We start from the raw sequence: 11,432 nt of genomic DNA on the forward strand, positions 1-11,432 counted from the left end.
AGTAGACCCCACGCACCGGCGACCTCAGTTTCGTGATGTCCCACGACCAAACCTGCCCTGGTTTCGTGGCGAGGAGTTCGGGCTTCTTCCGGGGTGGGTGCGTCGCCTGGCGGCGTCGTTCGCCGGCGAGGTGGTTGGCGCGCAGAACCCTGCGCATGGTGGACATCGAGCACAGGTAGATCCCCTCGTCGAGCAGGACCGCCCAGGCCTGTGCGACGGCCTTGTCAGCGAACCGCGGCTCGGTCAACACCTCCAGGACCCGCTGGCGTTCAGCGTCGGTGAGCGCGTTCGGCGGCGTCGGCCGCGGTCCACGCACGGGTGCGGGTTCGGGCCCGAACGGCAACCCCGCACGCCGCAGAGCTTCGGCCTCGGCGCGGTAGTGACTGGCCCGCGAGCGACCCAGCAACGCACACGCTGTCGCGATGCTCATCAACGCGGCGAGCTCGGCGACCAGCGGCACGATCACCGCTTCGACCGCCTCTCGTCCACCTTGGCCACCGGGCCGGCCAGGTCCGCGCTCTCGGAGAGCGTCTCCAAGAGCGCGTGTGCTTTTCCCATCAGGTCCAGCGCCGCCTTGTGCTTGGCGAGCTCAGCCTCGGCCTTCTCCGCGCGCGCCCGCAGCTGGGCGACCTCCCGGTCGCGTTCACGCTCACGCCGGTCCCGGGTCGCCGGGGCGAGCCCGGCGGCGGCACCCGCCTGGGCGGCCCTGCGCCACTCGATGATGTGCGAGGAGTACAGGCCTTCGCGACGCAGGATGCTCCCGCGCACACCACGATCAGCTGCCTCGTACTCGGCGAGAATCTGCGCCTTGTACTCCGCGGAGAAGCTACGCCGTTTCGGTCGATTAGCCCTGGGTCCCATGACCCCATCATCGCTACTGCTGCCAGCCACATCGGCCGTCGTCATCGTCATCGTGCTCGTCTCGCTTCTCACCCCGTGCAAGGGAACGAACTCAGCGGAGGTGTCTCACTCAACTCTGACGCACAGGGCTCAGCCAATCGACGGACGTCCTGCCACAACGGCAGCCACTGCTCGGTCTCGTCCCACACATAGGGGCGCTGAAAGAGTGGTACCACCAGATGCTGAGGCAGGTTGAACACATCCAGCGGGGTCCGGACGTTCGTCTCCATGGGACTCCCTCGCTCGCTTGCTATCCACGCGATCGTAGGCGGGATCGCCCGCCAAGTACGTCGCAGAGGTCAACGAAAGGGATGGCGCTCCGTGAGCGCCGGCGACAGAAGCCACGAGCGTCTCGAGAACCGCGGTGGCCGACCAGTCGATTGTTGCGCGGCCGCTTCCTGGGAGACGGCTGACGAATCACGCTGCGCTGACGAAGCGGAGACTGGGAACGGCTAGAGAGGTGTCCCGGTGTCTCCTCGCCTCGCTACTGGATAGCCGACGGGCGGTACCCGGCCGCCTCGGCGTCCTCCACGGAAGCAAAGCACTCCTCGGGTGTCGTCTTGTCGTAGTAGGTCCAGCCGGGTTCGTGAAAGATCTTGTCGCCACCTCCGCTCAGATTCCCCTTCACAGGCGCCGACGAGGGGCATTCTGAGCCGCTGGGGTTCTGTGGTTCCTGCCCACGATCTGTCTTGAAGACGGCCCAAAGTCCGACGGCGACGATCAGAACGGCGGCGCCGACCACAGCCACCCACACGAGGCGCCACCGTCCGCGCGCGGCCGTCGCCGGCGCAGCTGTAGATTCAGGGACCGTCGGCAACGTTGCACCTGGCGCTGAGGGCGCTCGGGCAGGTTCCGGATGCGAGTCACGCGGAAGGGGGCGCAGCGCCTCTCGCAGCTCGCTCTCGAGCTCGACGACACACTCAGCAGATCGATTCGCGACGCGCTCATTGCCGAAGTTCACAACTCGCCATCCCGCCGCGAAGAGATCGGTTCGTCGCGTCTCAAGGGCGCGTCGCACCTCGTCCGGGGAGCGTTCGCCGGGTGCTTTGTTTTTCCCATCAATCTCGACTGCCACCCGCAGGTTGCCTTCGCCTTGAATGGCGAAATCTAGGCGGTAGCGCTTGCCACTGATGCCCGTCGCATCTCGCTGTACCGAAACATCGAACGGCCGCAGGTCGCGCACATGCCTCAGCACCTGCCTGACGAAGACTCTCTCGAACTCCGCGCCGCCGGCCTGTTCCACCCGATGCTCCAGCTGCGTCCACGCGTCCCAGGATCCAGTTGTAGGCCAGCAGATGGCGCAGGGCTCTTGGTGCAGGTTCTGCAGCGGGGTTGGCCATCGCTCGATCGAGCGGCCGTGTTGAGCCTCGGCGTCAAGGATGCCGGGGCACTCGTAGCTGGCGTGGTACTTGGCGCCGGTGCGGGTGACGAAAACTTGGGTCACGAGGCCAAGGGTCCCAAGAACTCACCTCAAGCGCTCCTAATCCGGAAAGGGTCTCAAGTACGGCCGTTCCAGATCCGCGTCCGCGCGTTCCAAGTGGGAGTGGGTCGCGTCCCGACCGAGAGCAACCCTTGCGCTGGTGGCACCCCGATAACCGCAGGTCAGGATAGTTCTTTCCATACCCCAGGGGCCCGGGGACCGGGAGAACCGTCGGGCCAACCCCCGTGTGGTCAACACCTGATCCTCGGGAGATTATGCCCTCTCGGCTGCAGGCTCCTCAGGCAGGGGAACTTGCTGTAGACCACATCGAGAGGATTCTTCGCTCATGCCCCCCGGGGAGCCGCCCACAGCGGCGGCGAGCGCTGCCCCCAGGGCCGCAGATGCCCGTGCCGAGCAGGTGCGGATGGGTGACCGGCTGACCCGGGAGGGTGGCCGCGACGTCGCCGTACCTCCCCGGGTGGCGGTGAGTCCTGACCGGCGTGCCGCTCAGCGCACGACGAGGACCTGCAGCGTGCGGGGACCGTGGACGCCCTCGACGCGGTCGAGCTCGATGTCGCTGGTGGCCGAGGGGCCGCTGATCCACGTCAGGGCCCGCGACGGGTCGAGACGACCCATCGCGTCGGGCACGTCGGCGACCACCTGGTCCTCGGTCACGATGCAGACGTGCACGTCGGGCACGAGCGAGATCGCGCGGCGCCCCTGGTCGGGGCCGTGGTCCAGGACGATGGTGCCGGTCTCGGCGATGCCGAGCGCGGCGCGGGTGACGACGGCATCGAGGGCGTCGAGCTCGGCGGAGCTCAGGCCGGTGTCGACGACCTGACCGGGGACGTCGAGCCCCAGCCCAGAAGGTACGACGACCCGTGCGCCGGGCGGGAGGGCTGCGGCGACACGGGCCGGCAGGTCCGCGACGGAGCAGCGCTCTACCACTGCGCGGTAGTCGGCGACGCGCTCGGCGAAGAGCCCGACCAGGTCGTTGGGGACGACGCCAACCGGGGAGACGACGGGGCTCGGCTCGGGGGTCGCGTCAGCCAGCGCCGCGCGCACCGCGGCCAGGATGTCGTCGCGGGCGCTCATGACTCGCCACCGCCCTGCCTGCCCAGACGACCGACCCGTTGCCACCACGCACGGAACGACTCGGCCGGCGGGGCGGGCAGGTCCCGGGCGCTGGTCCAGCCCCCATCGGGGCCGGGCAGCTTGCCGGACGCGGCCCGACCACCGGGCAGCGTGACGCCGAACATCCGCTTCATGACCCGCCCCGCGACCCCGGACGCGCGCTCGGCGCGAGCCAGCCGACGGGCATCGGAGAAGGTCCAGGCGACCCCCTTCATCGCGACCGCCTCGGCGCTCGGCACGGTGTCGGAGCGGTGCGCGTCGACGACCTTCGAGCGCAGGTGCACCAGCACCTCGGGGATGTCGATGCGCACGGGGCACACCTCGAAGCACGCCCCGCACAACGAGGACGCGTAGGGCAGCGAGTCGACCTGCTTGTCGCCGGTGCCCTGCATCAGCGGGTTGAGGATCGCGCCGATCGGGCCGGGATAGACCGAGCCGTAGGCGTGACCGCCCGTGCGCTCGTAGACCGGGCACACGTTGAGGCACGCCGAGCAGCGGATGCAGCGAAGGGCCTGGCGACCGACCGAGTCGGCGAGCGCACGGGTCCGCCCGTTGTCCAGGAGTACGACGTGCACCTCCTGCGGGCCGTCGCCGGGCGTGACGCCGGACCACGTGGACGTGTAGGGATTCATCCGCTCCCCGGTCGAGGATCGCGGGAGCAGCCGCAGCAGCGGGTCGAGCTCGGCCCAGGTGGGCACGACCTTCTCGATGCCCACGACGCTGACCAGCACCTCGGGCAGGGTCAGGCACATCCGGCCGTTGCCCTCGGACTCCACGACCACGAGCGTGCCGGTCTCGGAGACCGCGAAGTTGGCCCCCGAGACACCCACCTTGGCCCGCAGGAACTTCTCACGCAGGTGCGCCCGCGCGGCAGCGGCCAGCATCGCCGGCTCGTCGGTGAGGTCCGCGGGCGCCGGTCGCCCGGCGCCGCCCATCTCGCGCAGGAAGATCTCGCGCACCTCGGCGCGGTTGCGGTGGATCGCGGGCACCAGGATGTGGCTGGGCAGGTCGCCCCCGAGCTGCACGATGAGCTCGGCCAGGTCGGTCTCCCACGCGGCGATGCCGGCCGCGGCCAGCGCGCCGTTGAGGTCGATCTCCTGGGTCACCATCGACTTGACCTTGACGACCTCGTCGACGCCGTGGCCCTGCGCGATGCCGACGACGATCGCGTTGGCCTCGGCAGCGTCGCGCGCCCAGTGCACGGTGGCCCCGTGGGCGACGAGCATGCGCTCGAGCTCCTCCAGGTGGGTCGCGAGGTCGGTCAGAGCACGCTCCTTGACCGCCGCACCGGCTAGGCGCAGGTCCTCCCAGTTGTCGACCTCGCCGACCACGGCGGCGCGCTTGGCCCGGATGACCCCGGTGGCATGGGCCAGGTTGTGGCGCAGCTGGGTGTCACCCAACGCTTCCCGGGCGGCGACCGGGAAGGCCGGCATCCCGACGAAGGTGCCGGTCATCGCCCACCACCGACGACCGCGCCCAAGGGGGCATCCTCGGTCGAGGCGAGGATCTCGGCGAGGTGCATGACCCGCACACCGGAGCGTTGGCGCGACAGGATGCCGCCGACGTGCATCAGGCACGAGTTGTCACCGGCCACCATCACCTCGGCCCCGGTGGAGCGCACGTGGCGCGCCTTGTCGGCGCCCATCGCGATCGAGGTGTCGGCGTTCTTCAGGGCGAAGGTACCGCCGAAGCCGCAGCACTCCTCGGCCGAGGGCAGCTCGGCCAACCGGATCCCACGCACCGCCTCGAGCAGACGCCGGGGCCGGTCCCCCACCCCCAGCATCCGCAGCGAGTGACACGTCGGGTGGTAGGTCACACGGTGCGGGAAGTAGGCACCCACGTCGACCACGCCCAGCACGTCGACGAGGAACTCGGTGAGCTCGAAGACCTTCGGCGACGTCTCCGCGACGGCCGCGGCCAGACCCGCGTCACCAGTGCGCCGCGCCACGATCCCGTGCTGGTGACGGGCCGATCCCGCGCACGACCCGCTCGGCGTCACGATGGCGTCGAAGCCAGCGAACGCGTCGACGAAGGTGCGCACCACCGGGACCGCCTCGTCGAGGTAGCCGGTGTTGACCATCGGCTGCGCACAGCACGTCTGCGCCGCGGGGAACTCCACGTCCACCCCGAGCCGGCGCAGCAGCGTCACGACCGCCTTCCCCGTCTCGGGGAACATCGCGTCGTTGACGCAGGTGACCATCAGGGCGACGCGCATGCTTCCCATGATGACCCGCCTCCGGTGGGGCCCAACGCCCGGCCGCCGCGTGCAACCGGCCAGAGCGAGTCCGGGCCGGCGGAATGCCGGCAGCTGGCGGCCTCGGGAGCCGCGCTGAGCGTGAGCCGCTCGACGTAGGCCCTGAACTGCCCGGGTGGGTTGGCGGTCAGCGGCGAAGTCCCCGACCCGTCGGTGCTCACGCGCCCGCCAGGCGCACGACAGCCGCCCCACCCAGGGCTTGCTCGATTCGCTCACGCGCCCCCCGGGTCTGGGGTCACACTGGTGCCAGCAGGCAGCAGGCAGCAGGCGGCCGGCGGCAGCGACGCCACCGACGCCCCAGGACGAGGAGGCACGTGACCACCACCGCCCCCTCCCAGCGCCCGCACCTGTGGGAGGTCGGCCTCGTGCTGCTGGCGATGGCCGCCACGTTCGTCGTCTCGGTGGCGACCAACCTGGCCGAGGTACGGGGCAGGTGGCTGCTGCGGAACGAGGGCGACAACGTCGACGAGCTCGTCTTCACCGGGGTCGTGGGGATGGTCGGCTTCGCCATCATCGCCTGGCGCCGCAGCCGCCTGCTCGGTCGGGAGCTCGATCGCGGCGCCCGCATCGACCGCGCTCTCCGCGAGACGACGGAGCGCTACCGCTCGCTCTTCGACTACCACCCGAGCGCCGTCTTCTCCCTCGATCTCGAGGGGCGCTTCACGAGCGTGAATGCCGCGGCAGAGCAGATCAGCGGCTACCGCGCCGCGGAGCTGGTGGGGACGTCGTTCCCTGACCTGTTGCTCCCCGACGAGCTGGAGACGATGCTCCTCACGTTCTCGCTCCTCGTCGCGCGCGAGCCGCAGCGGTTCGAGGTGGGCTTCCACCTCAAGAACGGCACCACGGTCGACCTGCGCATCACCGGACTGCCGATCATCGTCGGCGAGCAGGTCGTCGGCGTCTACGGCATCGCCGAGGACGTCACCGAGCAGAACCTGATGCAGACCGCGCTGGACGAGGCCCGTCGCGCGGCGGAGGAGGCGAGCAACGCCAAGTCCCTCTTCCTCGCCACCATGAGCCACGAGATCCGCACCCCGCTCACGAGCGTGCTCGCGGCCGTCGAGGTGCTCGCGGCCGACGACCTGGACCCGGGCCAGCGTCATCTCACCGACATCATGGACCGCCAGGGCCGGTCCCTGCTGCGGCTGGTCGAGGAGGTCCTGGACTTCTCCCGGATCGAGGCCGGGGCCATCGAGCTGGAGGACGTCGACCTCGACCTGGCCGCGCTGGTCGCGGAGTCGGTGGCCCACCACGCCCCCACCGCGGAGGCCAAGGGACTGACGCTCGACGTCACCCTGGACCCCGAACTCCCCCTCGGGCTGTCCGGGGACGCTGCCCGACTCGGCCAGGTGCTGAGCAACCTGGTGGGCAACGCGGTGAAGTTCACCGATGCCGGCTGGGTGCGCGTGCGGGTCAGCCAGGTCCCGGGCCCCCGACCGACGATCCTGCGTTTCACGGTCGCCGACTCCGGCATCGGGTTCACCGCGGATCAGCACGACGGCCTCTTCGACTCCTTCCAGCAGGCCGACTCCTCGATCACCCGGCGCTTCGGCGGCACCGGGCTCGGGCTGGCGATCTGCCGGCAGCTGGTGACGGCCATGGGCGGCACGATCGACGTGCAGTCGACCCCGGGGACGGGCAGCACCTTCACGGTGACGGTCCCCCTCGAGCGGCGTACGAACGGCAGCGGCGACGCTCGCGTAGCCGGGATCACATACCGGGAGTCTGTTTGATACCCACCTATTGACGTATATTCAACAGCATGTCGTTCCGTGCTCGCGCCCTGCTCGCCCTCGTCGTCGCCCTGGGCCTCGGCTCCCTCGCCGTGCCGACCAACGGCGCGTCCGCGGCCGTCCCGACCGCCACCGCACCCGCCACCGCCACCGCCACCGCACCCGCCGCGGACGGCCGTCGGCACCAGGTCATCTCGCGCACCGTCGCCTTCGACCTGACCAACACCGGCAACAGCCTGCTGTCCTGCCCGGCCGACAACCAGGTCTACCCGGTGCGCGCCCGGCTCGTCGGCCCGCGCCAGAAGGTCCTCGGCTACGCCGGCAGCACCCGGATGAACGTGCTGGTCCACGACGCCGGCACCGGCGGCTGGTTCTGGAACCTGCGACAGCACCCGGCCTACGACTACGCCACCCAGCTGGGACGCGAGGGCGAGCTCTCGCTGGTCCTCGACCGCCTGGGCTACGACAGCAGCCCCCTCGCGAACGGCCGCAGCACCTGCCTCGACGCGCAGGCCAACATGCTCCACCAGGTCGTCCAGCACCTCTACGCCGGCATCTACGACTTTACCCAGGGCGGCTTCAGCCCGCCCCACGCCTCGTCGGTCGTCGTGCACGGTCACGGCACCGGAGGCGCCATCGCCCAGCTCGAGGCCGCACGCCACGACGACGTCGACGGGCTGGTCCTGATGTCCTGGGCCGGCTCCAACGCCTCCCAGCTCGCCGTCGACCAGGCCCGCCAGCAGACCTCGGCCTGCCTGACCGGCCCCGGCTACGCGTCGTACGGCGCCAGCAAGGCCGCCTTCCAGCGGTTGCTCTTCGCCAGCGCCCCGGCCGCCGTGCGCCGCAACGCCCTCTCCCAGCGCAACAGCACCCCCTGCGGTGACGTCACCAGCCTGCCTTCCACTCTGCTGTCGTCCGTGCTGACCGCGGGCCAGGTCGAGGCGCCGGTGCTGCTCATGGCGGGCAGCAAGGACGCGCGCATCCGCCGGGAGGCCACGCAGGACACCGCCGCGTCGTTCCGCTCCAGCACGAAGGTCACGACCCGGATCATCGCCGGAGCCGGCAGCGCCCTCCCCCTGGAGCGGTCCGCCCCGAAGACCCGCGCAGCCGTGCTCCGCTGGCTGCACGGGCTCTGACCCGGCACCCGCCGCACGTCGTCCCGGCGTACGGGTGGGGGGTATAGCCTCCTGGGGTGAGCGCCTCCGACGAGATCGAGCCCGGCTACGTGCACCACCAGCACCGCGACGCCTACCTCAAGCGGCTGCGACGCATCGAGGGCCAGGCCCGGGGGCTGCAGCGGATGGTCGAGGAGGAGCAGTACTGCATCGACATCCTCACGCAGATCTCCGCGATGACCAAGGCGCTCCAGTCGGTCGCGCTCGGCCTGCTCGACGAGCACCTGGCGCACTGCGTCGTCGAGGCTGCCAAGACCGGCGGCCCGGAGGGCGAGGAGAAGCTCAAGGAAGCCGCCGACGCGATCGCGCGGCTCGTCCGGTCCTAGCCGGTCCTAGCCCGTCCTGGCCCGTCCTGGCCTGTCCCCGCCCGGCTAGCTTGCGGGGCCGCGGAGCTGGGGGAAGAGCCGCTGGGGGTCCTCGCCCCTCTCGTGGACGCGGGAGGCCGGCCCGACGACCAGCGGGTCGGGGGTGCCGACGACCGCGAAGTCCTTGGACGGGTAGTCGAAGGCGGCCAGGACGACCCGCATCGCCTCGAGCCTCGCGCGGCGCTTGTCGTTGGACTTCACCACCGTCCAGGGCGCGTCCCCGGTGTCGGTGTAGAAGAACATCGCCTCCTTGGCCGCGGTGTAGTCGGCCCACTTGTCGCGGCTGGCGAGGTCGGTCGGCGAGAGCTTCCACTGCTTCACCGGGTCCAGCGAGCGGGCCGCGAAGCGGGCGGCCTGCTCGTCGTGGGACACCGAGAACCACAGCTTGATGAGGTGGATGTCGGCATGGACCAGCATCCGCTCGAACTCCGGAGCCTCGCGCATGAAGCCGAGGTACTGCTGCGGGCTGCAGTAGCCCATCACCCGCTCCACGCCGGCCCGGTTGTACCAGGACCGGTCGAAGAGGACGATCTCCCCACCGCTGGGCAGGTGCTCGACGTAGCGCTGGAAGTACCACTGCGTGCGCTCCCGCTCGGTCGGCACGCTGAGCGCCACGACACGTGCGCCACGAGGGTTGAGGTGCTCCATGAAGCGCTTGATCGAGCCACCCTTGCCGGCAGCGTCGCGACCCTCGAAGAGGATCGCGACCTTCTGGTCGGTCTCCTTGACGTGCGCCTGGAGCTTGAGCAGCTCGATCTGGAGCAGCCGCTTGGTCTTCTCGTAGTGCGCCCGAGAGAGCTTCCGTCCGTAGGGGTAGCCCTCGCGCCATGGCGGCTGCCCGCCCGGGCCGGGGACGTCGTCGTACTCGTGGCCCTCGCGGAGCAGCGACTGGGACAGCTCCGCGATCTCGTCGAGCTCCTCGGCATGGCCAGGGCGCCCGACGGTGGCAGGGAGGTCCGAGACGGCTCCGGGCCTACGCCGGGTGGTCACACGCCGACCTCGGCCACGACCCCGGTCCCACCCGCACCACGGTCGAGTTCGAACGCGCGTCCCGTGACGACCGTGGGCCTCAACCCGACGACGTCGTACTTGTACGTGGCCACCCACGGCCGCAGGGGCAGCCCGTCGAGCCGGTGCTCCTCGACCTCGTCGAGCACCCGCAGCCGACCCCGGGCGAGGACCGACCAGGCGTGGTCGTGGTCGTGCCAGTCGATCTCGAAGGCGACCTCGGAGCCCAGCGCCGCGGCGAGCAGCTTGTTGCCGGCCACGGTGCGGAAGAGCAGCTCTCCGTCGTCGACGACGTAGTTGATGGGGACGACGTGCACCTCGTCGACCAGGTGGTAGGCGAGGCGGCCCAGCTCGTCGCCTCGGAGCAGCGCCCAACACTCCTCGGGGCCGAGCTCGCGGACCGGGGACTCTGCGTAGGACATGGCGGCCTCCTCGACGTGCGGGCGACCGGAGCGCCACCCGGACCTCCACGCTAGGTCGGCCGGCGCGGGCCCGGCAGGGCCGTTGGTCCCGGGCTGCTGGTCCTTCGGCTCGAGTTGGCGGCCGGCGGCCGGCGAGGGGCGGGGGGAGGGTGAGCTGGCGGCCGGGCCAGTCGTCCGTACGACGCCTCAGCGACCCTTCCAGACCGGGGGCCGCTTCTCGGCGAACGCGGTGGCTCCCTCCTGGGCGTCCTCGGAGCCGAAGACCCCCATGGTCAGCTCGGCCTGCCTGGCCCAGCCCTCCTCGGTCGACCAGTCACGCGCGGAGCGGGCGATCTGCTTGCTGACCGCCACGGCCATCGGCCCGTTGGCCGCGACCTGGTGTGCCAGCTCGAGCGCGCCTTCGAGCGCGCCACCCTTCGCGGTCACGCGGTTGACCAGGCCCAGCTCGGCCGCGCGGGCGGCATCGATCGAGGCACCGGTCATCAGCATCTCCAGGGCGATGGCCTGCGGGATCCGCTGCGGCAGCAGCAGTGCCGCCCCGGCAGCCGCGACCAGGCCCCGCTTGACCTCGGGCACCCCGAACATCGCGTCCTCCGCGGCGACGACCAGGTCGCACGCGAGGGTGAGCTCGAAGCCGCCGGCCACGGCGTAGCCCTCGACCGCGGCGATCAGGGGCTTGCTCGGCGGCCGCTCGGTGAGCCCGCCGAAGCCGCGGCCCTCGACGATCGGGACGTCGCCGGTGAGGAACCCCTTGAGGTCCATCCCCGAGCAGAACGTGCCGCCCGCGCCCGTCAGCACCGCCACGCGCAGGTCGTCACTCGCTTCGAGCTCGTCGATGGCCGCTGCGATGCCGCGGGCGACCACGCCGTTGAGCGCGTTGCGCGCCTCGGGGCGGTTGATCGTGATGACCTGCACGCCGTCACGTGCCTCGACCAGCACCTCGGGGACATCGGGGACATCGGACATGGTGGCGCCTCTCGTGCAGCAGGGTGGGGTGCCGCCCACCCTAGGACGCGCCCGC

At 70.8% G+C, this 11,432-nt stretch carries 12 protein-coding genes; 3 read left to right on the forward strand and 9 right to left on the reverse strand.

What is annotated here, in order from left to right; translation table 11 throughout:
• The 6 genes from BM204_RS17115 to BM204_RS17145 all read right to left on the reverse strand — a co-directional run.
• Positions 1-466: transposase family protein (locus tag BM204_RS17115; protein ID WP_501037384.1), on the reverse strand; the 466-nt coding region annotated here is incomplete at its 3' end.
• Positions 463-861 (reverse strand): transposase, encoded by a 399-nt coding sequence (locus tag BM204_RS23675; protein WP_174813050.1) that lies wholly within the window; start codon positions 859-861, stop codon positions 463-465. The genes BM204_RS17115 and BM204_RS23675, both read right to left, overlap by 4 nt.
• Before the next feature lie 523 nt (positions 862-1,384).
• A complete protein-coding gene (locus BM204_RS22320) occupies positions 1,385-2,344 on the reverse strand; it encodes a sunset domain-containing protein (protein ID WP_143099819.1) in 960 nt (319 codons plus the stop codon).
• 483 nt (positions 2,345-2,827) lie between these two features.
• Positions 2,828-3,415 (reverse strand): LutC/YkgG family protein, encoded by a 588-nt coding sequence (locus tag BM204_RS17135; RefSeq protein WP_091115885.1) that lies wholly within the window; start codon positions 3,413-3,415, stop codon positions 2,828-2,830.
• Positions 3,412-4,908 (reverse strand): lactate utilization protein B, encoded by a 1,497-nt coding sequence (locus tag BM204_RS17140; protein WP_091115887.1) that lies wholly within the window; start codon positions 4,906-4,908, stop codon positions 3,412-3,414. The genes BM204_RS17135 and BM204_RS17140 overlap by 4 nt, the downstream gene beginning before the upstream one ends.
• Positions 4,905-5,669, reverse strand: a complete 765-nt coding sequence (locus BM204_RS17145) for a (Fe-S)-binding protein (RefSeq protein ID WP_091115889.1) — start codon at positions 5,667-5,669, stop codon at positions 4,905-4,907. The genes BM204_RS17140 and BM204_RS17145 overlap by 4 nt, the downstream gene beginning before the upstream one ends.
• A gap of 353 nt (positions 5,670-6,022) precedes the next feature.
• On the opposite strand from BM204_RS17145, the gene BM204_RS17150 reads away from it, so the two are divergent.
• From BM204_RS17150 to BM204_RS17160, 3 genes are read left to right on the forward strand one after another with little or no spacing between them, the layout of a single operon-like run.
• Positions 6,023-7,441, forward strand: a complete 1,419-nt coding sequence (locus BM204_RS17150; protein WP_170259202.1) for a sensor histidine kinase — start codon at positions 6,023-6,025, stop codon at positions 7,439-7,441.
• A 29-nt stretch (positions 7,442-7,470) separates the two neighbouring features.
• The gene (locus BM204_RS17155; protein ID WP_091115894.1) at positions 7,471-8,577 is read left to right on the forward strand and encodes an alpha/beta hydrolase; all 1,107 of its coding nucleotides are present in this window, start codon (positions 7,471-7,473) and stop codon (positions 8,575-8,577) included.
• Between the two features lie 56 nt (positions 8,578-8,633).
• On the forward strand, positions 8,634-8,942 hold the full coding sequence (locus BM204_RS17160) for a metal-sensitive transcriptional regulator (RefSeq protein WP_091115896.1): 309 nt from the start codon (positions 8,634-8,636) through the stop codon (positions 8,940-8,942).
• Positions 8,943-8,987: 45 nt separating this feature from the next.
• Here the strand turns inward: BM204_RS17160 and ppk2 are convergent, their stop codons facing one another.
• The 3 genes from ppk2 to BM204_RS17175 all read right to left on the reverse strand — a co-directional run bounded on the left by ppk2 (position 8,988) and on the right by BM204_RS17175 (position 11,377).
• The gene (gene ppk2 / locus BM204_RS17165) at positions 8,988-9,971 is read right to left on the reverse strand and encodes a polyphosphate kinase 2 (protein ID WP_218031262.1); all 984 of its coding nucleotides are present in this window, start codon (positions 9,969-9,971) and stop codon (positions 8,988-8,990) included.
• Entirely contained in the window at positions 9,968-10,411 is a 444-nt protein-coding gene (locus tag BM204_RS17170; protein ID WP_091115899.1) for a pyridoxamine 5'-phosphate oxidase family protein, read from the reverse strand. Before BM204_RS17170 ends, ppk2 begins: the two co-directional genes overlap by 4 nt.
• Positions 10,412-10,597: 186 nt before the next feature.
• Positions 10,598-11,377 carry a crotonase/enoyl-CoA hydratase family protein gene (locus BM204_RS17175; RefSeq protein WP_091115902.1) on the reverse strand — a complete coding sequence of 260 codons (780 nt, stop codon included), beginning with the start codon at positions 11,375-11,377 and terminating at the stop codon, positions 10,598-10,600.
• Positions 11,378-11,432: the final 55 nt, after the last annotated feature.

It is taken from the genome of Nocardioides psychrotolerans (assembly GCF_900113685.1).
Lineage (GTDB): Bacteria > Actinomycetota > Actinomycetes > Propionibacteriales > Nocardioidaceae > Nocardioides > Nocardioides psychrotolerans.

What these genes read in the sequence shown, in the direction of transcription:
- BM204_RS17170 (WP_091115899.1), bottom strand. Translation starts at nt 10,411, where the DNA reads ATGTCCTACGCAGAGTCCCCGGTCCGCGAGCTCGGCCCCGAGGAGTGT.
- BM204_RS23675 (WP_174813050.1), bottom strand. Translation starts at nt 861, where the DNA reads ATGGGACCCAGGGCTAATCGACCGAAACGGCGTAGCTTCTCCGCGGAG.
- BM204_RS17140 (WP_091115887.1), bottom strand. Translation starts at nt 4,908, where the DNA reads ATGACCGGCACCTTCGTCGGGATGCCGGCCTTCCCGGTCGCCGCCCGG.
- BM204_RS17135 (WP_091115885.1), bottom strand. Translation starts at nt 3,415, where the DNA reads ATGAGCGCCCGCGACGACATCCTGGCCGCGGTGCGCGCGGCGCTGGCT.
- BM204_RS17155 (WP_091115894.1), top strand. Translation starts at nt 7,471, where the DNA reads ATGTCGTTCCGTGCTCGCGCCCTGCTCGCCCTCGTCGTCGCCCTGGGC.
- BM204_RS17145 (WP_091115889.1), bottom strand. Translation starts at nt 5,669, where the DNA reads ATGCGCGTCGCCCTGATGGTCACCTGCGTCAACGACGCGATGTTCCCC.
- BM204_RS17175 (WP_091115902.1), bottom strand. Translation starts at nt 11,377, where the DNA reads ATGTCCGATGTCCCCGATGTCCCCGAGGTGCTGGTCGAGGCACGTGAC.